General features: G+C 66.1%; 16 protein-coding genes. 2 read left to right on the plus strand and 14 right to left on the minus strand.

The features are described 5' to 3' along the window. Positions 1-487: 487 nt before the first annotated feature. From AC1RWI_RS25870 to AC1RWI_RS25895, 6 genes are all read right to left on the minus strand, one after another. Complete coding sequence (locus AC1RWI_RS25870) at positions 488-1,102, minus strand: RBBP9/YdeN family alpha/beta hydrolase (protein ID WP_492869660.1); 615 nt, start codon at positions 1,100-1,102, stop codon at positions 488-490. 31 nt (positions 1,103-1,133) lie between these two features. Then, positions 1,134-2,474: an MFS transporter gene (locus tag AC1RWI_RS25875; protein WP_492869662.1), complete on the minus strand. Its 1,341-nt coding sequence runs from the start codon at positions 2,472-2,474 to the stop codon at positions 1,134-1,136. A 110-nt stretch (positions 2,475-2,584) separates the two neighbouring features. Next, positions 2,585-3,640 (minus strand): beta-keto acid cleavage family enzyme, encoded by a 1,056-nt coding sequence (locus AC1RWI_RS25880; protein ID WP_492869664.1) that lies wholly within the window; start codon positions 3,638-3,640, stop codon positions 2,585-2,587. Between the two features lie 55 nt (positions 3,641-3,695). Then, positions 3,696-4,544, minus strand: a complete 849-nt coding sequence (locus AC1RWI_RS25885; RefSeq protein ID WP_043346023.1) for a TauD/TfdA dioxygenase family protein — start codon at positions 4,542-4,544, stop codon at positions 3,696-3,698. Between the two features lie 9 nt (positions 4,545-4,553). Continuing rightward, positions 4,554-5,534, minus strand: coding sequence for a quinone oxidoreductase family protein (locus AC1RWI_RS25890; RefSeq protein ID WP_492869666.1), 981 nt, complete (start codon positions 5,532-5,534; stop codon positions 4,554-4,556). Between the two features lie 64 nt (positions 5,535-5,598). Then, the gene (locus AC1RWI_RS25895) at positions 5,599-6,627 is read right to left on the minus strand and encodes a universal stress protein (protein WP_492869668.1); all 1,029 of its coding nucleotides are present in this window, start codon (positions 6,625-6,627) and stop codon (positions 5,599-5,601) included. A gap of 220 nt (positions 6,628-6,847) precedes the next feature. Here AC1RWI_RS25895 and AC1RWI_RS25900 point away from each other — a divergent pair, with 220 nt between their 5' ends. Further along, positions 6,848-9,550, plus strand: coding sequence for a winged helix-turn-helix domain-containing protein (locus AC1RWI_RS25900; protein ID WP_492869670.1), 2,703 nt, complete (start codon positions 6,848-6,850; stop codon positions 9,548-9,550). A 111-nt stretch (positions 9,551-9,661) separates the two neighbouring features. Here the strand turns inward: AC1RWI_RS25900 and AC1RWI_RS25905 are convergent, their stop codons facing one another. The 6 genes from AC1RWI_RS25905 to AC1RWI_RS25930 form a co-directional block, all read right to left on the minus strand. Next, the gene (locus AC1RWI_RS25905; protein WP_492869691.1) at positions 9,662-10,975 is read right to left on the minus strand and encodes an MATE family efflux transporter; all 1,314 of its coding nucleotides are present in this window, start codon (positions 10,973-10,975) and stop codon (positions 9,662-9,664) included. 343 nt (positions 10,976-11,318) lie between these two features. Continuing rightward, positions 11,319-12,467: a hypothetical protein gene (locus tag AC1RWI_RS25910; RefSeq protein WP_043351733.1), complete on the minus strand. Its 1,149-nt coding sequence runs from the start codon at positions 12,465-12,467 to the stop codon at positions 11,319-11,321. Between the two features lie 168 nt (positions 12,468-12,635). Beyond that, positions 12,636-13,709, minus strand: a complete 1,074-nt coding sequence (locus AC1RWI_RS25915) for a 2,3-butanediol dehydrogenase (protein ID WP_043351735.1) — start codon at positions 13,707-13,709, stop codon at positions 12,636-12,638. 344 nt (positions 13,710-14,053) lie between these two features. Beyond that, the gene (locus AC1RWI_RS25920; RefSeq protein WP_492869673.1) at positions 14,054-16,192 is read right to left on the minus strand and encodes a sigma-54-dependent Fis family transcriptional regulator; all 2,139 of its coding nucleotides are present in this window, start codon (positions 16,190-16,192) and stop codon (positions 14,054-14,056) included. 183 nt (positions 16,193-16,375) lie between these two features. Further along, a complete protein-coding gene (locus AC1RWI_RS25925) occupies positions 16,376-17,629 on the minus strand; it encodes a hydantoinase/carbamoylase family amidase (RefSeq protein WP_492869675.1) in 1,254 nt (417 codons plus the stop codon). Between the two features lie 73 nt (positions 17,630-17,702). After that, the gene (locus AC1RWI_RS25930; RefSeq protein ID WP_492869677.1) at positions 17,703-17,840 is read right to left on the minus strand and encodes a hypothetical protein; all 138 of its coding nucleotides are present in this window, start codon (positions 17,838-17,840) and stop codon (positions 17,703-17,705) included. A gap of 330 nt (positions 17,841-18,170) precedes the next feature. On the opposite strand from AC1RWI_RS25930, the gene AC1RWI_RS25935 reads away from it, so the two are divergent. Continuing rightward, positions 18,171-18,869 carry a TetR/AcrR family transcriptional regulator gene (locus AC1RWI_RS25935; RefSeq protein WP_492869679.1) on the plus strand — a complete coding sequence of 233 codons (699 nt, stop codon included), beginning with the start codon at positions 18,171-18,173 and terminating at the stop codon, positions 18,867-18,869. A gap of 41 nt (positions 18,870-18,910) precedes the next feature. On the opposite strand, the gene AC1RWI_RS25940 is transcribed toward AC1RWI_RS25935, so the two are convergent. Then, on the minus strand, positions 18,911-20,332 hold the full coding sequence (locus AC1RWI_RS25940) for a carotenoid oxygenase family protein (RefSeq protein WP_492869681.1): 1,422 nt from the start codon (positions 20,330-20,332) through the stop codon (positions 18,911-18,913). Positions 20,333-20,400: 68 nt separating this feature from the next. Then, positions 20,401-21,909 (minus strand): AMP-binding protein, encoded by a 1,509-nt coding sequence (locus AC1RWI_RS25945; protein WP_492869683.1) that lies wholly within the window; start codon positions 21,907-21,909, stop codon positions 20,401-20,403. Positions 21,910-22,068: the final 159 nt, after the last annotated feature.

Raw genomic sequence — 22,068 nt, forward strand, 5'->3', positions numbered from 1 at the left:
TGACGGGCAAGCTGGCCTGTGTAAGGCGCAAGAACCGCGCGGCAATGCGCGGCGTTTTGGTAACGCAGGGTAGGCGCTGTCGGAGAAACGCCACCGGAGCGCTGTTGTCCAAACCGGGTCGTATAGCGAGGCAGAGCAGGCCGCCAAAAGACGACAGCCCAAGCTTGAGAAACACGAAGAAGACTTCGAGCCAGCCGTCAGTCGATTCGGCCGTTCGGTTTGAAGCTGGGGGTTTTTTTTCTGGTTTTACAGCTGCCAGGGTTGGGGGGGAGCACCGGCAGATGCGCTACCCCGCGGAATATCGCGGGGGCATCCGGAGTTATCGCACCGGGAGGCCGTCGCCTTTGTGAGAAGGCCGTCCACATGAACGCGCTGCTGGCCGAGGGCGAGGTGGCTTTGGGGGAGGTCTTCGGGATGGAAGACACTTGCAGCGAGTTCAGCCAGACGTCGCGGTGTTTCCTGCCGTGACCCGTGGGGCGTTGGACGCTTAAGCCGTCCGCTCTTCGCCCTGGCCAATCAGTTCGGCCATTTCCGAAAGCTCCTGAATGAGCGGCTCCGCGCGGGACCATTCGCCATAGCCTGCGGCGGGGTTGAGGTGGCCCACGTTGCCGAGGTCAACCAGGCGGCTGCCCCAGGCGCTGGCCAGTGCGGCGACTTCCTCGAAGCGGGCAAGCGGATCGTTGCGGCTGGCCGCAACGATGCTTGGGAAGCGCAAGGCTGCGCGCGGTGCGGGTGTCCAACCGTTCAGGCGCAGCGTATCTTCGTCCGGATAGCCCGCAGGCAACGGATGATCGAAATCGGGCGGTGCGGCCAGCAGCGCGCCATGCACGGCGCGCGCGCATCGGCGCGCCCGGTGCACCGTCGTCAAGACGCCGGCGCTGTGGGCCACCAGCAAGGCGGGCTCACGCAGGCTCGCCAGCGTGCGTTCCAGCGCAGCCACCTGCACGGCACAGTCAAGCCTGTCGTGTTCCAGCGGGGGTACGACGCTGACCTGGCGCCCGTGCGCGCGCAACTTGTCGGCCAGCAAGGTTTGCCAATGATCCGCGACATGGTCGCGCAGGCCGGGGACAATGACGATCGGGGGTAATTCAGTGCGTTGCATCTGCTTGTCTACTCAGTGGGTGAAAGAAGCGTCAGGCGAGGGTGCGCTCCGTCTCATTGCGCGCCTCGGCAAGCCGCAGGTCGCGCAGGTAGCGCGGCTTGGCGATGAGGAATACGACTGCTGCGCCCAGGGAGATCAGTGGCACCATCTGCAGGGCCCCCAGCAAACCGATCCTGTCGGCCAGCAGGCCTGTCAGGTAAGGCGCCGGCGCCGCGCCAAGGATGTTGTTGGCCAGGGTCAGCATCGCCAGTGCGGTGGCATGGGTCGAGGGACGGGAGAGGCCGACCACCATGGCACCGGCGGGACCCCAGGTACCCATTGCCAGCAGCATGCCCAAGCCGATCAGCAGCAACTGCGCGGTACCCGGCGGCAGCCGGAAGCCCGCCAGCAGTAGCGCGCACGACACGAGACAGAAGAGGATCGCAAGTGTCAGCTGGCGGGCCGGCGCGTTGCGGCTTGCCCGGTCCGTCAGCATGCCGCACAAGGTCATGCCGATGCCGCTGACGATCAGCAGCGCCGCGGCAAGCAGTGCCGCCTTGTCGGACGGCATGTCGTAGTACCGGTTCAGGTAGCTCGGCATCCAGGCCATGATCGCATAGGCGATGAACAACTGCAGGCCGCTGCCAACATAGGCGCAGACCAGGGACGGTGCCCAGAAGAGCCCGCCCAGCAGCGCCGGCAGGGGGGGGCGGACACGGCCTGGCACCGCTTGGCCGCGGGTGGCCGGTGACCCGGCGGCGTGCCGCGCCAGCCTGGCTTCGGTAACGGCCACGCAGTAGATCAGCACCACGATCAGGCCGAATACCGCCATGGCCATGAAAGCCGCGCGCCAGCCAAAGCGGGCCGCCACGACACCGCCCAGCCCCATGCCCAGCACGGCGCCGAACATGCCGCCTGATGTGAAGGCGCCGGTCAGGGTGGCACGCATGGAGGGCGGGAAGATGCTCAGGATCACGGCCAGCCCGACGCTGCCATAGGCGGCCTCGCCAATGCCGACGAAGAAGCGCGCCGCAAGCATATGCCCGTAGCTGGCGGACAGCGCGCATGCCAGTGTGCCGCAGCTCCAGAGCAGCGCCATCACGGCCAGGCTCCTGACGCGGCCCCAACGATCGGCCATCAGCGAGAACGGGACAGTGAACAGCCCGACCATCAGCGCGACGATGCCGCTGAGCGAGCCGAGCTTGGCGTCAGACAGGCTCCATTCAAGCCGCAGGTGGGGAAAGACGGCGTTCAGCACCTGCCGCGACATATAGTCGGAAAGCAGGAGCGCAAAAATGAGGGCGAATACCAGCCACGCGTAGGCATGCGAGCGTGCCGGCTTGGCGGTGAGAGCCGTGTCCGCGCGAGCGGCCCCGGAGAGGTACTGTCCCATGAAGGTCTCCTGCGGTCTGGTGCCGCTGCTGCGCCGCGAATTCGGCGCGGATTGTGCGTGCCGGGGCAAGCGGATGGGCGTTGCCGTCTGTCTGCTTGCCCGGGTTGCCGTCAAGCTGCGCGCAAGGGCAGGTTTACCTGGCGCGGCTTGCGGTTGGGCGCCATGCCATGCATTGCCAGGGTTTCGTCGGCATCCTTGCACTGCACGCCGATCTTGTAGATCTTGCGCGCTTCCTTGCCGCTGGCCACTTCACGGCCGAGCTCGCGGGCGACGCGCACGCACTGCTCGATCTGCTGCACCGAGCTCATGCGGTTGCCGTGCTGGTCGATGATGGTGTCCTCGATGCCGCAGCGGGGATGCAGGCCCATCGCCATGGCCATCATGTTGAACGGCAGGACGTTCTTCAACAACGATTCGGCGGTCAGCGTGCAGCCATCCGGCGCGCGATGGATGAAGTTGACGAAGTTGAACGGATTCGGGCCATCGAAGCCGCCGCCAATGCCGATCCAGGTCAGGTTCAGCGGTCCCGTGTACACGCCCTTGCGCACCAGGCGCTCGAGCGTTTCCAGCGCATGCATGCCGGTGAGCTGGAAGTGCGGCTGGATGCCGGACGCTTGCAGGCGCCTCAGGTGCTCCTCGACCCAGGCGGGGCCGGCGGGCACGGTCATTTCGCTGTAGGCGGCCTGGAACGCCGGGTTGGCCAGCGAGGTGCCCTCCAGGTACTCTGGATAGAGCAACTCCATGATGTTCATCTGCGTTGTATTGATGGCTACCGTCACCTGATCCGGCTTGGGGTCCAGGTCGGCCAGCATGTGGCGGGTATCGTCCGAGAGCCACTTGGCGGCCTGACCGTCGTCTTCCGGCGCAAACGAGATCGAGCCGCCCACCTGGATGATCATGTCCGGCACCGCGGCGCGCACGCCGGCGATCAGCTCGTTGAACTTGGACAGGCGCTTGGAGCCCTTGCCATCGAGTTCGCGCACGTGCAGGTGCAGCACCGTGGCCCCGGCGTTGTAGCAGTCAACGGCCTTTTGCACCTGTTGTTCCATCGTCACCGGAATGTCCTCGGGGAAATCCGCCGGCATCCACTCGGGGCCATAAGGCGCCACGGTGATGACCACTTTGTCCTGGTTTTCGGGATGCAGGGAATCGTCGAGAAATTGCATTTGTTACTCCTTGTCGGATTGGGGTGGGTTCAACTGCGCTAAGGCAGCTGAACGCCTAAAACGTGGTGTCGCCAATAATTCCGGCGCGCTCCATCTTGCGATGGCAGGGCGGGTAATCCATGACGGCGTAGTGTTGGGTCGAGCGGTTGTCCCAGATCGCCACGCTATCGGGCTGCCAGCGCCAGCGCACCTGGTACTCGGGAATGCTGGCCTGGCTGATCAGGTAGCTGAGCAGCAGGCCGGCGCCCGGATTGGCGTCCTGGCCGAAGCGAACACGCTGCGGCGTGTGGAAGTTGGTGAAGTGCGTGGTGAAGGCATTCACGAACAGCACCTTCTCGCCGGTCTCCGGGTGGGTGCGTACGACTGGATGCTCGGCGTCCGGGAACTGGGCCTTCAGCGCGAGACGCTTGTCGATCGGCATGGCGGCGCCGAAGCTGGCTTCGATGCTGTGACGCGCACGCAGCCCGGCGATCTGGCTCTTGATGTGGTCCGGCAGGTTCTCATAGGCCAGGACCATGTTGGCCCACATGGTGTCGCCGCCGACGGGCGGACATTCCACGCAGCGCAGGACGCAGCCGAAGGGCGGGGCTACGCGCCAGGTGGCATCGGCGTGCCAGGCGTTCTCGTAGCGGTCGTTCGGCTGTTCCGGATTCTTGTAGATCCGCACCAGGCCAGGGTGGTCGGGGTCGCTGCCGGCTACCGGATGATCTTCGAGTTCGCCAAACAGGCGGGCAAAGGCCACGTGTTCGGCGCGCGTGATGTCCTGGCCGCGCAGGAACAGCACGCGATGCTTGAGCAGCGCGGCGCGGATTTCCGCAAACAGGCCGGCATCGTGAATGGCGTCCGCCAGTTTTACGCCAACCAGTTCGGCGCCGATGGCACAGGTAAGTTGTTCGACACGCATGCTGCCCTCCTAGACCGTGAAGACCGAGGAACCGGTGGTTTTGCGCGACTCCAGGTCCCGATGGGCTTGTGCCGCGTCCTGCAGAGCGTAGCGCTGGTTGATCTCGATCCGGATGCGGCCGGCCGCGACATGGGCGAACAGCTCGTCCGCCAGTTCCTTCTTTTCGGCGGGATCAGCGATGTAGTCGGCCAGGGCCGGGCGGGTCAGGTAGAGCGACCCCTTCATTGCCAGCAATTGCGGGTTGAACGGCGGGATCGGGCCCGAGGCGGTGCCCACGCAGACCATCAGGCCGCGGCGCTTGAGCGAATCCAGCGAAGCCTCGAAGGTGTCCTTGCCAACGCTGTCGAACACCACGTTGACGCCGGCCCCGTCGGTCAGTTCGCGCACGCGCTTGGCCACATCCTCACGGCTGTAGTCGATGATGTGGTCACAGCCGTGGGCGCGGGCGACTGCCGCCTTGGCCTCGCTCGACACCGTGCCGATCACGGTGAGGCCGAGCAGCTTCGCCCATTGCGAGACGATCAGGCCGACCCCGCCGGCGGCGGCGTGCAGCAAGATGGTGTCGTTGGGCTTGAACGCGTAGATGCGGCGCATCAGGTAGGCAGAAGTCAGGCCACGCATGGTCATGGCGGCAGCTGTCTCGCAGGCGATACCGGCGGGCAGCTTGATCAGCGCCGCGGCCGGGATCAGGCGTGCGGTGCTGTACGCGCCGAGCGTGTTCAGAAAGCCCGTATAGGTGACGCGATCGCCAACCGCGACCTGGCTGACGCCGGCCCCGACAGCCTCGACGACGCCGGCGGCTTCAACGCCCATGCCGGCCGGCAGAGGCATCGGGTACAGGCCCGAGCGGAAGTAAGTGTCCGCAAAATTCAGGCCGACGGCCTCATGGCGCAAGCGTGCCTGCCCAGGAGCCGGATCGCCTACCGCGACCTCTTCCCATTGCAAGACTTCCGGGCCACCGGTTTCATGGATTCGAATGGCGTGTGGCAAGTTGACTCCTGGTTATATTCAGTATGTGGTTGATTCAGTTTGGCGGTGATCCGCCGGCTTGCGTTCAGGCACCCTGCGGTGCGCCAGGGGCAAGCCCGGCCAGTCGCTGCGCAAAGGCGGCATCGGGGGACGTCCCGGCGTGATGACCGAAGCTCTGGGTCAGTGCGACATGCAGCGCATCCCAATCGGCCTGAGTGAGGTAGTGGCGCGCCGCCGGCAATATCACGCCTTCTTCGCGGCCCTGGTACTCCCATGCCAGGTGGGCATACAGTTCGACCACCTGGGCCAGTGCCGTAAGCGCGCACGCGCTGGCGGCAGCTTGCCCCACCTGCACGGCAAGGTCTTCGAGCAGGTTCTCCTGGCGCAAATGCTGGCGGGACAGCTCGTCCAGTTCCGCGCGCAATGCCTCGCTGCGCTGGCTCAGGCGGCGAAACAACGTGGCCTCCTTGCGCCGCTGCAGGGGATGAAGCGTTTGGCGCACATAGTCGATGGCCGCGAGCATGGGAGCCGCGACAATCGGCGCGCCCCCCGCCTGCGTCGTTTCGACGAGGTGCAGCCAGGCATGCAGCAATGTGGCCAGGCGGCTGTATGCGTTGTGCAGCAAAGCGATCGCCGCAATCGGCGCGGGTGCGCAAGCAGCCCCGATCGACAGCACCGGCATGCGGGCATGCATCAGTATGTCCTTGGCAGGTGACGCTGGCCCGGCGAGATCCCCCGCGCCGTGGGCGAGGACAATCGCATCGCAACCGGCCTGGTCCGCCGCGGCCAGCAAGGCCCGCGCCGGATGTTCTGCAATCAGACTGGCGAACGTGCTCGCTACCCCCTGTGCACGTGCCGCCGCATCTGCCCGGACCAGCGCCTCGCGGGCCTGCGACTGCCCGCGCGTGCCGTTGTCCTGCGCATGCCGGAAACTGATGCGTGCTCCGTGGCTGCGGGCCAGCGCGATCGCTTGCAGCGCTGCCTTGGCGTCATGGTCGCGAGGGTCGACAGGGACGAACAGATGGCGGAGCATGGTTTGGGGCCGGTTCGGGTTAGTTCGGGTTAGGACGACGTCGCCGGCCGGTGTAGCGATTGGGTCGTCGGTGACAGGCATTGCGTCCCTTGCTTGATCGTCCTGATGTGGATTGAATGGTAGAAGCGCTCTGGTTGGAGGCGCCCCCCAGCAGCGGGGGGGATTGGGCACAGGGATATCCCTGAGTGCGGCCAGAAACGCACCTGGCATGGCTATAATCCGCGGCATTTGCCGTGCGCGTCGGTTGACCAGCCGGATACGCTCAACCCTCTTGATCGGCATCGCCTGCCGGGATTCCTTGATGACAAATCCCTACAGTGGCACTGGCATCACAGCATCGGAACTGCTCCTCAAGACCAGTCCGCCCCGTGCGCCGCGCCACTTGCTGGCGCGCTCGCGCCTGCGCTCGGATAGCGAGCGGTTTCGTGACCGGCCCGTAACGATCGTGCAAGCGCCTGCCGGCTTCGGCAAGACATCGCTGCTGATCCAGTGGCACCGCGAATACATCATGCGCGGAAGCGCCGTTGCCTGGGTGTCGCTGGATGAGAGCAACGATCCCCCCCGGTTGCTGATGAGCCTGACGAGCGCGATTCGCTCCGGCTGCGGGCGCGCTGCGTTCGGCGCACGGCTGCTGGCAGGAGGAAGGGTGACCGACGCGCCGCTGGAGGGCTTCACGGCATGGCTGGCCGAGGTTGCCCACCTTGCACTGGATGTCGTGCTCATCCTGGATGAGGCCGAGCGGCTGCCGGACGGTAGCCGCGATGCGCTGATCTACCTGCTTAACAATTTGCCATCCAACCTGCGCATCGTGGTGGCGGCCCGTGACGGGTTCGACACGGTGGTTGAGCGGCTGGGACCGTATGGCCAGTGCGTGAAGGTTGATACCGCTTTGCTGCGTTTCCGCTTGGACGAGACGATCACGCTGATCGGCGCGCACTTTGAGGCCAGCGTGGAGGCCGACGCCTGCGCCAGGCTGCACGACGTGACCGAGGGTTGGCCGCTTGGCTTGCAACTTGCGCTGGCGGCAGCCACCCATGCCCCCGATCCCGTTGCCGCCATTGATGCCTTCGCCAGCAGTACCGCAGGCATGCGAGAACACTTCGTTACCGCGCTGCTCGCCCGGCTCTCCGATGCGGATGCTGGATTCCTGACGCGCATCTCGATCGTGGAGTTGCTGCATGCGGATCTTTGCCACGCCATGACGGGGCTGCCGGATGCGCAGGAACGATTGCAGCGTCTGATGCGTGACACGCCGCTGTTCGTCGTCTCGGACCAGCATGGCGAGTGGTTCCGCCTGCATGCGATGGCACGTGATGCGCTGCGCGCCCGGCTGGCGGACCTTACGGCACAGGAACTCGCCGGGATGCACGATCGCGCGATGCACTGGCTTGCCGATCACGGCATGACCGAGGCTGCCGCGCGCCACGCGCTCGCCAGCGGCCAGCGCGAGACTGCCTACAACCTGGCGCAGCGCTGCCTGTATGAAGCCGCCACGCGCGGCCAGTTGCCCGCCGTGCTCGAATGGCTCGAATGGCTGCCCGAGTCCGAGCTCGACCGGCATCCACGCCTGCGCCTGGCCGCGGCATGGGCGCTGGCGCTGAGCGAGCGCCACCAGCAGGCCGAGGTGCAAGTGCGGAAAATCCTGCACCATGCGACGCCGGACGATGCCATGCGCTACGAGATCGACCTGATCCTGAGCGCCGCGGCCTACTACGCGGACGAGCCGGACCGCATTGCGGCGTTCTTCGATCGCTGGGGGGAGGCACCGCCCGTCAACGATGCATGGCTGCGGCAGGCGCACGCCAACCGCCTGGCCGTGCGTGCGCTGATGGCGGGGGAGTATGCCAAGGCGCGGCGTTACGAACAGAACGCACCGCGCGGCGACGCCAGTCTTGCCTACCGCTACGTGATCCGCTGGCGCGATTACATCATCGGGCTTGGGTACCTGTTCGAGGGACAGGTGTTATTGGCGGAGCGCACGCTGCGCCCGGCGCTGGCACGCGCCGACGAAGAGTTGGGCCGGCGCCACCCGTTTTCCTGCATGATCGCCGGCTTGCTGGCCGCCGCCACTTATGCGCGGGACCAGATAGACGAAGCGGCAGCGCTCCTGGCCAATCGCCTGGATGTCCTGGAGCGTGGCGGCACGCCAGACACGGTGCTGCTCGCTTACCGCACGGCGGCCCGCATCGCTGCCGCCAGGGGCGTTGAGCATCGCGCTCTCGACCTGCTCGAGACCCTGTATGCGGTGGGCATTGCCCGCAACCTGCCCAGGCTGTGCGTGGCCAGCCTGACAGAGCAGTTGCGGCTGCATAGCGGGCGTTTTCGCTCCGAGACGTGCCGGGCCCTGCTGCGGCGCGTCGATGAGATCGTCGCGGACAATGCCGCGCCCGAGTCTGCGATCCAGCGGCGCAACCTGGTCCTGCTCCAGGATCTGGCGCACGCCTACACGTGCATTGCCGAGCAAGACTGGCGCGCGGCGCAGCAGCAACTGATGCGAGCGGAGGCTGGGGCCGAGGCGATGAAGCGCGAGGTCGTGCGCATCGAAATCATGGCGCTGCGGGCGCTGGCCATTGACCGCTGCGGGGAGAAGAGCCTTACCTTGCTGCGTGAAGCCATGAACCTGCTGGAGGCGTACGGGGTGACGCGAGGCGTGCGCGACGTCCATCCTGCGCTGGCAGACTGGGCTCGCAATATCGAGACGGAATCGATCGGTACGCAGCGTCCTGATCCTGCCAGGCCGGCGCGTGCGGCGGTACACCTTGCTGCCGAGGCCGGCGCAGACGGGCCGCGTGCGGCGCCCAGCATGGTGCTGACGCCGAAAGAGCGCAATGTCCTGGAGTTGCTGGCCCGGCATCTTGCCAACAAGGAAATCGCGCTTGCCATGGGCATCGGTCAGGAGACGGTCAAGTGGCACCTGAAGAACCTGTCCGCCAAGCTGGATGCCGGCACCCGCAAGCAGATCGTGCGCCGGGCGCAGTTGCTGGGCTTGTTGCGCGACGCATAGCGGGAGTGCCGGCAGTCCCGGCGGGCGTGGCCGGTAGCGTGACGCCATTCCTCTCGTCCCGGCCCCAGCCCGACCAGGATGCCAGGCACCGAAGTCCGGCGATGTCCGACATCACGCCAGGCGGCTGGCCTCGATGCGCGGGAACACCCGCGCCAGCGTGACGCCGCGCGCGGCCATGAACAGCAGCAGCGCCGCCCATAAGCCATCGTTGCCGAACGGGCCAGCCAGCGCAAGCGCCGCCACCATGAACGCCGCGAACGACAATGCCATCGAGTGCATCAGGTCGCGCGTGCTGGTGGCGCCGATGAACACGCCATCGAGCAGGAAGCCCCACACGGAAACCAGCGGCAGGGCAACCGCCCACGGCAGGTAGCGCACCGCCGCGTCGTGGACCGTGCGCTGGTCGGTCAGGCAGGCGATGATCCATTCTCCGGCGCTGGCATACACCAGGGAGAAGCACAGCGCGCCCACCGCGCCCCAGATCATCGTGACGCGGACCGCGCGGCGGAAGGCGTGCCGGTCCCGGGTGCCGATGGCGGCGCCCACCAGCGCCTCGGCCGCATGCGCGAAGCCATCGAGCGCATACGCCATGAAGGTCTGGAAATTGAGCAGCAGGGCGTTGGCCGCCAGGATCACGTCGCCTTGCCGGGCGCCCGCATGGGCGAACCAGCCGAAGCTGGCCACCAGGCACAGCGTGCGGATGAAGATGTCGCGGTTGAGGGCGACCAGCCGCTTCAGTTCGTGCGCATCGGCGACCACCGCCCAGCGCAGGGGCGCCAGGCCGTGCGGGCGCAGCCGCCAGAGCAGGGCGGCGCCCAGCATGAAGCCGCACGCATCGGCGGTGGCGGTGGCAGCGCCGATCCCCGCGATGCTCCAGTCGAATACATAAACGTAGAGCAGTACCGCGGCAATGTTCACCGCGTTGATGAAGAGTTGGATGAGCAGGCCCAGCCGCACGCGCTGGCAGCCCAGCAGGTAGCCGAGCACCACGTAATTGCACAAGGCAAAAGGCGCCGCCCAGATCCGCGCATGGCTGTAGGCCCGCGCGTGGTGCTGGAGTGTGTCGCTGCCGCCGATCAGGCCCAGCGCGCCGTGGATCAAGGGCATCTGTACGGCCAGCACGCCGAGCCCGATGACGGTGGCCAGCATCAGAGCGCGTGCCAGCGTGGCGCGCAATGCCGCGCCGTCCCGGGCGCCATACGCTTGCGCGACGAGGCCGGTGGTACCCATGCGCAGGAACCCGAAGCCCCAGAACACGAAGCTGAAGAACAGGCCGCCGGCGGCTACGCCGCCCAGGTAGGCCGGGTCCGGCAGGTGGCCGGCAACGGCGGTATCGACCGCACCCAGGATCGGCTGGGTCAGGTTGGCCAGGATGATCGGGCACGCCAGCGCCAGCACGCGGCGGTGCCAGTGCGAAGCGGGCAGGGCCGGCGGTGCGCTGCAAGCGCTGCCGTTGGCGGGTGAAGCGGATGAGAGGGGACTGTCGGCGTCTGGCACGTTGCGCAGCAAGGGCTGGGTGTTTTGGGGTCGACCGACATTATGGTCGATCCGCTGCCTTGCTGCCGCGCGGGTGAACAGGAACGATGCCGCTCACCCGCGCCGTACGTGCCGGGACTCAGGTGTTTACGGTTCTTCCACGGCCGAAGCCTTAGTGCTGGTCGGGTGCGACAATGCCGTAGCGCTCCATTTCGATCCATCCGTTGTCGCTCATGGCCAGCGCAAAGCGCGCGAGGGGGCGGAGTGCCGGCCAAGCCTTGCGGCAGGTAGATCAGCCGTTCCTCTTCGAAAGACCGTAGAACTCGAAATAGACGGCGTAGATCAGCATGACGTAGTTGAGCAGGTCGACCCAGGTGAGCGGATCGCCGCCAAAGCCGGGGATGATCTGCGCTTCATGCAGCACGGTGCCGGCAAACCATCGCGTATAGGCAAAAAAGGAGATCACTCCAAGGCCCCAGCACGATGCCGCGCGTATGGCCCGGTTCGTGCCGGCACCGAACCGTGTCGGCCAGTTGCCGGCAACGTTGGCCCAGAAGATCAGCCAGAAGGCAATGCATACGCCTAGCTGCGCGGGCCAGCTTGGAAGCATCGCGCCGATTTTTTCAACGGCGCCGGGAGGGATGAGGACCCATCTGAGCAACGCCAGATGCACGGCATAGAGCGCAGTGCCCAGCAAGAAGTTGCCGGCCAGCGCGGCGAGCGCCATATGGCTTTTCCGGGCCAGCCTGTTCCACGGCCAGTTGTCGAAGATCAGGAATGTCGTCAGCCACGCTACGATGACGGAATAGAACCAGCCGATCGCCACCGGCAACGGCAGCAGGATCGCATGCGGCGCGGTGGTGGCCGACACGCTGGGATAGATCAGCAGGAAGTATCCCAGGCCCGTGAGGCAACAGCCGGCGGCGATTTGAGCAAGGCCGCTAGCCGCGGGGCGCAGGCCGCTGTCGGACCACGGCCATCCGGCCATGCCTGTTGCCAGTATGCCGAAGCCGTAGAAGCCGATCAGCACGATCAGGCCGGCCGCGCCGTAGCCGGCGCCGTTGATGGCGCTGAATGCCGGATCCAGTGCGCCGTAGCCATGGACCAGTGCGGCGGGCACGGCGAAGGAGAGCGCCAGCGTCACGACCGTGGCGGCGCAGCCGCGCACGGGCTGCTTCAGCGCTGAGAATCCCGCCATGCCGAAGTTGAAGCCGACGAAGACCAGCACCAGGATGCCCCAGAAGAGGTACATGCCAAATGGCTGGGGGGCGTATTTCCAGACGGCCTGGGCGGGGTCGGCGAACAGGCGCCATACGCCAAGGCTGATGCCGTGCACGATCAGGAAGACGGCCACGGAGAATGCCAATGGCCGCAGCGCTAGTCCGGCAGGCGCGAGCGCTGGTGTGTCTTGAGCTTCGATATTGGGGCTGAGGGGTTCCATGACCGGCATGTCCAGTACGATGAAGGCCCGGCACGCGAAGCGCGCGCTGGCCGCTGCGCGACGCTGCATCGCGCGAGGCCCGCATGCCGGTGGGATGGGAGGGTGGCCGCGTTGGTCAACGCGGCGCGTTGGAATGAGCGGCCGTCAAGCCGTCAAGTTGTCCAGCGGTCAGGCCGCCAGGCTGGCAACCGGCTGGACGATGATCTTGACGTTGCCATCCTTGTTGTTGACGAGCTCTTCGAAGCCTTGCGACACAATGTCGGCGAGGGAGATCCGTCCGGTGATGAGCGGCTGCACATCGATGCGGCCATCGGCGATAAAGCGGATCACGTCGGCGAATTCGCCGTTATAGGCGAGCGATCCGATGATTTCCTTCTCCGTCGATACGATCTCGAAGAAATTGAATGCGCTGGGCTCTTCGAAGATGCCCACCATCACGCATTTCCCGGCCTTGCGGATCACGTCGATGGCAAGCTTCGCCGTGGCCTTGTTGCCGATGCACTCGAAGGACACATCCGCGCCATAGCCGCCGGTCAGTGCCTTGACCTGCGCGATCGCGTCGCATTCCTTGGGATCGATGACGACGTTGGCGCCAACCTCCAGCGCCTTCTTCTTGCGCGCCGATGACATTTCGAGCGCGATGATGCGGCCTGCGCCGGCCGCCTTCGCGCACATGATCGTGCACAGGCCGATGGTGCCGGCGCCAACCACCACAACCGTCTGGCCGACGATGTTGCCGGCTTTCTTCACGGCATGAAGCCCTACCGCCAGCGGTTCGATCAGTGCCCCCGCCTCGGTGGGGAAGTTCTCCGGCAGCTTGTAGAGCAGCTCCGCCGGTACGTTGACGTATTCCGCGAATGCGCCGTTGTTCATCAGGCCGGTGAACGCGAGACTCTCGCAGATGTTGTACAGGCCATGGGTGCAGTAATAGCATTTTCCGCAATGCTGGCAGGCATCCGCGGTGACGCGTTCGCCGACCTTGAAACCGGTCACGCCCGCGCCCAGTTCCGCGATCTCGCCACTGAACTCGTGGCCCAAGATGCATTGCCCCTTCAGACCGGTGAGCGGGTGGGGGTGGTCGACCGGGATAAAGACCGGGCCCGCGACATATTCATGCAGGTCCGACCCGCAGATGCCGCACCAATGCACGCGGATCTTCACCCATCCTTCGGCGGGCTTGTCCGGGACGCGTACCTCCTCGACGCGGACATCGTGGCGACCCCGCCATACGGCGGCCTTCATGCTGGACTGATGTACCGAACCTTCGTTGCTCACGGTTGTGTCTCCATCGTAGTTGTGGGGAATCGACGAAGGGCCATGCGGGTGGCGCGGGTCAGCGTGTGGCGTGGCCTTCGTGCAGGAAGGAAATCGCATGATCCATGCCAGAGAGGACAGCAGACGAAGGCGGATGACGAAGGCGCAGCGTGCGCTGCGGCGCAGCGCGGGGAGGGCTCAGGCGCAGGCAGGGTAAAGCGTGGGCAGCGCGGGATTAGTGCTGCGATACAGCATGACGCCGGCGATGGACTGGCAAGCTACGGCGCGGCCCGCGTGAGACGGCCCGGCTCGATCCGGTGAGACACCGTGCCTCAGACCGCCTCGTCCGCCTGAGCGTCTGTCTGAGCGTCTGTCTGAGACAAGGGCGGCGCTCCAGGCAAGGATGCCGAACCCGGGTAGACGATGCCGTATCTGGCCATCTTGCGGTAGATGGTTGCGCGGCTCATGCCCAGTGCCTTGGCGGTTTCCTTGACGCGCCAGTGGTGGCAGGCGAGCATCTGCGCGATGTGCTCTCGTTCGAGAAGCTCGCCGGGGCGCAGGCCGGCACTGTCGAATGCCTGCGCGGTGACTGGCGGGTTCGCGGGCTGCGGCGCTGCTGGCGCGGCATCGGCCGGGCAGCGCAGGTAGTCGGGAAGATCTTCGGCGACAATGACGCCTTGGGCTGCGGCCAGCGCGCATGCGTACCGTAATGCCATGCGCAGTTGCCGTACGTTGCCGGGCCAGCGATAGCGGCGGATGCATGCCATTGCCTCCTCGGACAGCGCGGACCGGGTGCCGTGCGCCTGGGCTTCATCCGCCAGGAAGAAGTCGACGAGCTCGCCGAGGTCAGTGCGATCGCGCAGGGGAGGCAGCCGGAACACGGCGCCAGTCAGGCGATAGTAGAGGTCTTCCCGGAAAGTGCCTTCGGAGACCATGCGCGCAAGGTCCCTGTGGGTGGCGCAGATCAGGTTGATATCGACCCGCACCGATTGCTCGGAGCCCAGCGGCACCAGCTCGTTCTCAGCCAGCACGCGCAGCAGCCTGGTCTGCAGCGGCAAAGCCATGTCGCCGATCTCGTCCAGGAACAAAGTGCCGCCGTGCGCCTGGAGTATCTTTCCCTTGAGACCCTTGCGCTTTGCGCCGGTGAATGCGCCTTCCGCGTAGCCGAACAGCTCGCTTTCGATCAGCGTATCCGGGATGGCCGCACAGTTTACGGCGACAAACGGCTGCGGCGCGCGCAGCGAACCGCGATGCACGGCGAGTGCGAATGCCTCCTTGCCTGTTCCCGTCTCGCCCTGCAGCAGCACGGGAATGCGCCGGTCGATGATCTGGAGCGCGCGGGCGAGATGCGACGAGACCTGTGGGTCGCCGGTGACCAGGCGATCGCTGGCGATGGCACGGGCCGCCGGCTCGGCGTGGCCGGCGGCCGGGTGTCCCGGCGGCAGCGATATCGTGCGCAAGGCCTGGCGCGGCGGGCGAAGTCTCGCGAAAAAGCGGTCCCCGCCACGGGTCAGGCGCAACGGGAACATCTCCAGGCCGCTGTTCAGGTCGATGACCTGTCCGGCATTGAGATCGAACAGATGCTGGACGTTCGACGGAATCGCGGTGTATAGCCTGCTCAGCATGCTTCTCGTCTGCCGGTTCATCGATGCGATGTTTCCGGCATCGTCGAATGCAATCAGCAGTTCGGGGTGCAGGCTCAGGTAGTCCTGGCTGCGGTGCAGGTACAGGGTCCACAAGTGGCCGGTATCGTGGAGCAGGTAGGCGTTCTCGATCATCTCCGCCGCCTGGCACACCCAGGCGTAGATCAGTTCCTGCGAGTCCCGGTTTTCACTGTTTCGCACGGCCGATACGTCCAGCACGCCGGTGAGTTCGCCGGCTGGCGAGATGATGGGCGCGGCGGTACAGGTCAGGCAGGTGAACGCTGCCCTGAAGTGATCCTCGGTGTGGACGGTGATGGGTTCCTTGTCTGCCAGCACGCAGGCCACGCCGCTGGTCCCCTCGGCGTCCTCCGTGAAATAGCGGCCGTGATACAGGCCGTGCTGCCGATATTCCTTGCGCCGGTCTTCCTGCCCACGAAAATCGATCAGGGCGCCATCGGCGTCGGCCACCAGCACGCAATAGCCCGCCTTGCCAACGATGCCGTGCAAGCGCTCCACCACCGGGCTCGAGAAGCGCAGCAGGGCCTCGGCATGATTGCGTCTGTCTTTCAGCTCCGCCGCACTGATGACGCGCGGGCCGGACGTATTTCCCGGATCCAGCTGAAAGGTATTGAGCGAGCGGGTCCAGGAGCGAAACAGGCGAGCCTGCGCTGCCGCTTCATGGAGTGAAGCATTGTCGACCACGGATGAAACGCGTCGTGCGTGTTGCAGCGCATATGATTGCGTCATGCCAGCTTCCTCAACATGCGTCACGCCAATTGCAAGGCGCGTCGGCGTTCGATAGTTCGACACGGCTACGTTGTGTGCCACGATCACGCGGCACCGGTCGGCGTGCGCGTCTTTTTAGCACATCCCGAACCGGCGCTCACATTGCAGTGCAGCACGGGAGCCGCGTCAGACGCGATTCGTGCCTTGCGCAGCGCCGGAAACGAGATCAGCCGGCGGCAGTCGATATAGACCGGGCTGGCCCGGCCGGAACGGCTCGGCCGTGGCTCAGAGGCTCGCGATGGTGTCGTCCAGCACCTGCACGCCGAGCAGGAAATCATTGATGTCCATGGCCTCGTGCGGGTTGTGCGAGCCGTTCTCGTTGCGCACGAAGAGCATGCCGGTGGGGATGCCAGCGTTGGCGAACAGCGAGGCATCGTGCCCGGCGCCGCTTGGCACCTGCTCAACCGGTAGGCCACGTTGCCGGCATGCCTGCGTGAGCAGCGCACAGAGCCTGCCGTCCATGGTGGCCGGGGCCGATTTGATGCGGCGGTCGAACGCGAACCGCACGCCGCGATCGCGCGAGATGGCCTTGCATTCCGTGCGCAGCAGTTGATGGAAGCCTTCCAGCGTTTCCACGCTCTTGCTGCGCGCCTCGAAGCTGAAGCTCACCATGCCGGGGATGCGGGAGATCGAATGCTCCGCCGGGCTGGTGCTGACCACGCCCGTGGTGACGGCCAGGTCGATACCGCGCTCCAGCAGCACGCGCCAGTGCTCGTCCAGCCGCGTGATCAGGTCGGCCACGGCAAACATGGCGTCCTTGCGCAGCCACCGTGGCACCGCGCCGGAGTGCCCGGCCTCGCCGATGCACTGGATCCGGTTGTGCCGCACATTGCCGCGGATGCCGGGCACCACCGCCACCGGCAAGCCGCGCGCGACCATCACCGGGCCTTGCTCGATATGCAGTTCCAGGTAGGCATGGACCTTGGCTTTGTCGAGCAGCGGCGCCTGCGCGCGGATCGCCTCGACATCGGCGCCGGCGGCTGTCATGCAGGCCGCCAGCGACGCGCCGGTATGCCGGTGCGCCAGCGCCAGGTCGTCGGCACCGAGCTTGCCCAGCAGCGCGCCCGAACCCATGTACGCCTTGCCGAACCAGGCACTTTCCTCGCCCCGGAAGCCCACCACCTGCAGCGGCACGCGCGAGTGCCGGCCGGACCGCTTTTGCCGGAGCTGGCATAGCAGGCCAGCGACGATCCCCGCCAGCCCGTCGAAGTTGCCGCCTTGCGGGACGGAGTCCAGGTGGGAGCCAACCCACGTCGCTGGCGCGCCCGTGTCGGCTTGCGGCAGGCGCAGGACGAGATTGGCGGCGCGGTCGGCCTGCGCTTGCAGGCCGTGGCGCAGCGCGAAGTCCCGCAGGTAGCTGGCCGCCGCGGTTTCGCCCGCGCCGTAGCTGTCGCGGGTCACGCCAACACCATCGAACGACAGCTCGCGCATGTCCTTGAAGAGCTGTTCGGCGACCGGCTTGAGTTCCAGAATTTCCATGACACGTTTATTGATCGTTGCAGTGACGCGCCAGCGGCATGCGCCGGCGCGAGCGGTCTTTTGCGCATGGCGCTCAGCCGGATTGCTGCGCGAAGCGCAGCCAGCGGTCGCTCAAGTGCGGGTCGATCCGGACCTGGCCCACCAGGTCGCGCAGCGCCTCGGTGCCGGTTTCCTGGCAATAGTCCTGCAGCCCGTCGATGATCTTTTGCATGACGCCGGGTTGCGGGGCACCGCAGGTAAGCCGAAATGCGTCTCAATTTGTAGACTGTAGAGGGAAAAAAATAACCGGATGGATCTGGCTGCAGGCACTACTCTGCAAATATCCTTTGATCGCTTGCTATTCGGTATCTGTCTTGTTTTTTAGATTACGCGTGGGAAATCGCGTTTGCAAGGGTTTTTTAGAGGCCGATGACATCCTGGAACGGTGGCCCGCATACGCTTCTCGCTAGTTTGCAGTAGCCATGGCAGCACAATCGTCTAATTATTGAGAATGCCGAGGGCATTCATGCCGCGGCCCGGGCATTTGGTAAACTCCGCTCCCATGAAAAAACCAGCAACAGCACGCGGTGACGCCCCGGTAAAGCAGGGCCAGTCCCAAGGTGGAACCACCAAGCCGGAAGGGCAGTGGCACCATGGCGACCTGCGCGCTTCGCTGATTGCGTGGGGCACCCATCTGCTCGATACCGAGGGGATCGCGGGCATGAGCATGCGCACGGCAGCCAAGCTGGCCGGGGTCTCGCCGGGCGCGCCGGCCTATCATTTCAAGGACCGGAACGGGCTGCTGGCCGCCATTGCGGCCCAGGCGTTTCGCGACCTGGTGGCGTATCGCCGCCAGAGCGTCGAGAACATCGACCCTGCCGATGCGCAAGGGCGGCTGCGGGCGATCATGCTCGCCTACGTGGCGTTCGCCCAGGCGCATCCCGCGCGGTTTCACCTGATGTTCGGGCCCGAGATTGCGGACCGGGAGCAGTATCCGGAGCTGGTGGAGGCGGGTGCTGCCTCGTTCCAGGTGCTGCGCAGCGCCATCGGGCCCGTACTGCAGGCGCCAGGCGTCGGCGGGCTCAGCGAGGAGCAACTGGCGTTCTCCGTGTGGGCCGCCACGCACGGCCTGGCCACGCTGACCATCGACCGCCGCCGCCTGCCTGTGGCCTCCACGCACAAGCCCACGGCTGAGCAGATGGCCGATGTTGTCGTGCAGTTCTGCCTGGCGGCGTTGCGGGGATCGGCAACGCCGCGCTAGTTTGATCAGTGGGCCAGTCAATGCGCCGGCATGCATCCGCCTCAGTCGGCGGGACGCCAGTTGCCATGGAAGCCGGCGGGCACGCGATGCGACAGGTGTACCAGCGCCACCGGCCCTGCCGCCAGCGCCTGCGCGTTGAAGATAGCCATATCGCTGCGGTTCTCCGCGGCGCGCCAGATCACGGACAGCAGCCAGCCGTCGCCCTCATCGGCATCCGCATGGCGCGGGACAAACACGGGTTCGCCGCATTTGTCGCCGGCCGGTGGCTGGTACTGCGCGACCTGCCCGGTGGCCAGGTCGATATGCGCCAGGCCGCTGCGCAGGCTGTCGCCCTTGGTGGAGGCGGAAATATCCCCACTGCAGTAGTAGCCGTGCCGGTAGGGCAGCATGGCAAAGCGCTCGTCCAGGCGCGGAAACTCGCCCGGCGTATCGCATAGCGGCTGCTCGCGATACGCGCCGGATTTCCCCGCCAGGTCGAAGGTCCAGCGCACCAGGCTGGCCACGGGTGCGCCGTTGGAGAGCGGGCGTCCGTCCGGGCCGGGGAACAGCGGCGGCACGTCGTACTTCATCATGTCGCAGACGATGCTGCCGTGCGGCGTGTCGAAGGCGTTCATCGGATGGAAGACGTAGCACGGATCGCCGGTGAACCAGCGCACGTCCGCGGCGGTGCCGTCGCGCGGCAGGATGCCGATGTGCGTGCCTTTGTCCGGTTCCCACGCATAGGCCGGCTGGCCGTTGGTGGCGCGCGCCATCGACCCCGTCAGCGGGAAGATGGGAAACAGGATGTGGGTGCGCGTCACCACGAAGTCATGGACCATGCTCGGGAACGGCGCGACGATATGCACGGAGCGCAGCAGCTTGCCCTGGCTGTCTGCCACATGCAGCATCAGGTCCGGCGTGAACGGGCCGCGGGCGCCGTAGCCGAAGAAGACCATTTCACCGTTGACCGGGTCGATCTTGGGGTGCGCGGTCATGGGCCCGGAGAATTTCTCATCGAAGGTCTGATAGCCGCGCGGCGCCAGCGATACCGGGTCCACTTCGAACGGCATATGCGCTTCTTCCAGCGCCAGCAGGCGCCCGCCATGCCAGACCACGTTGGTATTGGCCACGGTGGAGTTCAGCTCAAGCAGCCTGGGGTCCGTCAGGTGCCGGCTTGCCAGCGAGCCTGACAAGCCTTCGCCGTTCTCGTTTTCCATGACCCATTTCGGCGTGCGGATCCAGCGGTTGCGGTAGGACACGCGGCCCTTCTCGAAATGAAACGCGTGCAGCATGCCATCGCCCGAGAACCAATGGTATTTGCCGCGCGGCGCGAACTGCGGATTCGGCCCGTTGCGGTAACAGGTGCCGCGCAGCCCGGCGGGCACCTCGCCCGTGACCGGCAGGTTGGGCGCGTCGCACTCGGCGTGCAGCGGCGCGAAGTAGCCGGACAAATAGGGCTCGTTGGTGGGGAAGGCGATGGCCATGGGTGCTGTCTCCGATCTGTTTTATCCACCTGCTTTTGATGGGTTTGATGCGCTGGGCACCGCTGGATTCAGATGGCGCGCGCCTGGTCCTGCCAGTGCGGCTCGCGCAGCCGGCGCTTGAAGATCTTGCCGGTGTCTTCCCGTGGCAGCGTCGCGTGGATCTCGACGATGCGCGGCACCTTGTAGTTGGCAATGCGCTCGCGCAGGAAGGCTCGCACCTGCGCGCCATCGAGGCTGTGCCCGGGGCTTGGCTGGACCGCGGCGGCCAGGCCTTCGCCGAACTCCGCATCGGGAATGCCGAAGACCGCGCAGTCCGCCACGCCCGGCATGGTCTGCAGCACCGACTCGATCTCCGCCGGATAGATATTCACACCGCCCGAGATGACCATATCGGCCTTGCGGTCGCAGATGTGCAGGAACCCGTCTTCATCCAGGTAGCCCATGTCGCCCAGCGTGATCAGCCCGTCGCGCTCCATGGCCGCGCGGGCTTCGGGCCGGTTGATGTAGGTGAAGTCGGGCAGCGCGCGCTGGCGCACATAAATCAGGCCGATTTCCCGCGCCGGCAACGCGTTGCCGTCCTCGTCCAGGATGCGGATTTCGGCATCGGGAAGCGCGCTGCCTGCCGAGCCCGGATGGCGCAGCCAGTTCGCCGAGTCGGCGAACGTGGTGTAGCCTGCCTCGCTCGATCCGTAGGCCTCGGTGATGATGGGCCCGAACCACGCGATCATGGCCTGCTTGAGGGGAACGGGGCAGGGCGAGCCGGTCGAGGCCACCTGGCGCAGCGCGGACAGATCATGCCCCGTGCGCGCTTCAGGCGGCAAGGCCAGCAGGCGCTGGTACATGGTCGGCACCAGGTAGGCATGCGTGACCTTGTGGCGCGCCAGCAGCGCAAGCGCGCGCTGCGCATCGAAGCGCGGCTCCAGCACCAGCGTGGCGCCCAGGTTGCAGAAGTGCGAGAGATAGGCCATGGCCGCACTGTGGTAGATCGGCGCGCTTAGGTAGGCCGTCACGTCCGCCCCTGTGCCGTAGACGATGTCGGTGACCCGCTGCAGCCGCTGTTCCATGGCGGCGCGCTCTTCGGGCGCGCCGGGAATGCGGCGCACGCCTTTGGGCTTGCCGGTGGTGCCGGAGGTATAGGCGATGGCCCCGTGCGAGGTGCCGGTGCGCGCGGGCATGGCTGGCAGGCCCGCCCCGAAATCCGCCCAGTGATGCGCCTGCGGGCTGGATGGCGGCGCCGCGCCGCGCGAGACCAGGATGACGCCGACGCCCGTGGGGATGCCTTCACGCACCTGGTCGAGCAGGTCCGCATCGACAACCAGCGCGCGGGCGCCGCTGTCGGTCAGGATATGGTTGGCTTCCAGCGCCTTGAAGTGCCAGTTGATCGATGCCAGGTACAGCCCCGCCTGGCGGCAGGCCAGCACAAGCGCTACGTACTCCGGGCTGTTGCGCAGCATGGCGGCGATGGTGTCGCCCTCCTTGCATTGCAGATCGTGCAGGCCAGCGAGAATGCGCTGGATCTCCCCTTTCATCCAGTTGGCCGAGTACGCTCGCCCGTCAAACCATAGTGCCGGAACCATCGTGTCTCCTGTCGTTGGTCGTCTCGCCTGCCAGGCGGCTCGATCGATTTTTCTTTAACTATGCACTGATCAGTTGTGGACTCTAGCAGGCGGATCATGACGTTGCAAGGAGGTTTTACGCGCGTGGAGGGGGGCGGCAGATGGCGGCACGCGGAGGGC

This window comes from Cupriavidus sp. MPR-AND1C (genome assembly GCF_058809705.1).

What these genes read in the sequence shown, in the direction of transcription:
- AC1RWI_RS25870 (WP_492869660.1), bottom strand. Translation starts at nt 1,102, where the DNA reads ATGCAACGCACTGAATTACCCCCGATCGTCATTGTCCCCGGCCTGCGC.
- AC1RWI_RS25875 (WP_492869662.1), bottom strand. Translation starts at nt 2,474, where the DNA reads ATGGGACAGTACCTCTCCGGGGCCGCTCGCGCGGACACGGCTCTCACC.
- AC1RWI_RS25880 (WP_492869664.1), bottom strand. Translation starts at nt 3,640, where the DNA reads ATGCAATTTCTCGACGATTCCCTGCATCCCGAAAACCAGGACAAAGTG.
- AC1RWI_RS25885 (WP_043346023.1), bottom strand. Translation starts at nt 4,544, where the DNA reads ATGCGTGTCGAACAACTTACCTGTGCCATCGGCGCCGAACTGGTTGGC.
- AC1RWI_RS25895 (WP_492869668.1), bottom strand. Translation starts at nt 6,627, where the DNA reads ATGCCTGTCACCGACGACCCAATCGCTACACCGGCCGGCGACGTCGTC.
- AC1RWI_RS25900 (WP_492869670.1), top strand. Translation starts at nt 6,848, where the DNA reads ATGACAAATCCCTACAGTGGCACTGGCATCACAGCATCGGAACTGCTC.
- AC1RWI_RS25910 (WP_043351733.1), bottom strand. Translation starts at nt 12,467, where the DNA reads ATGGAACCCCTCAGCCCCAATATCGAAGCTCAAGACACACCAGCGCTC.
- AC1RWI_RS25915 (WP_043351735.1), bottom strand. Translation starts at nt 13,709, where the DNA reads ATGAAGGCCGCCGTATGGCGGGGTCGCCACGATGTCCGCGTCGAGGAG.
- AC1RWI_RS25925 (WP_492869675.1), bottom strand. Translation starts at nt 17,629, where the DNA reads ATGGAAATTCTGGAACTCAAGCCGGTCGCCGAACAGCTCTTCAAGGAC.
- AC1RWI_RS25930 (WP_492869677.1), bottom strand. Translation starts at nt 17,840, where the DNA reads ATGCAAAAGATCATCGACGGGCTGCAGGACTATTGCCAGGAAACCGGC.
- AC1RWI_RS25935 (WP_492869679.1), top strand. Translation starts at nt 18,171, where the DNA reads ATGAAAAAACCAGCAACAGCACGCGGTGACGCCCCGGTAAAGCAGGGC.
- AC1RWI_RS25940 (WP_492869681.1), bottom strand. Translation starts at nt 20,332, where the DNA reads ATGGCCATCGCCTTCCCCACCAACGAGCCCTATTTGTCCGGCTACTTC.
- AC1RWI_RS25945 (WP_492869683.1), bottom strand. Translation starts at nt 21,909, where the DNA reads ATGGTTCCGGCACTATGGTTTGACGGGCGAGCGTACTCGGCCAACTGG.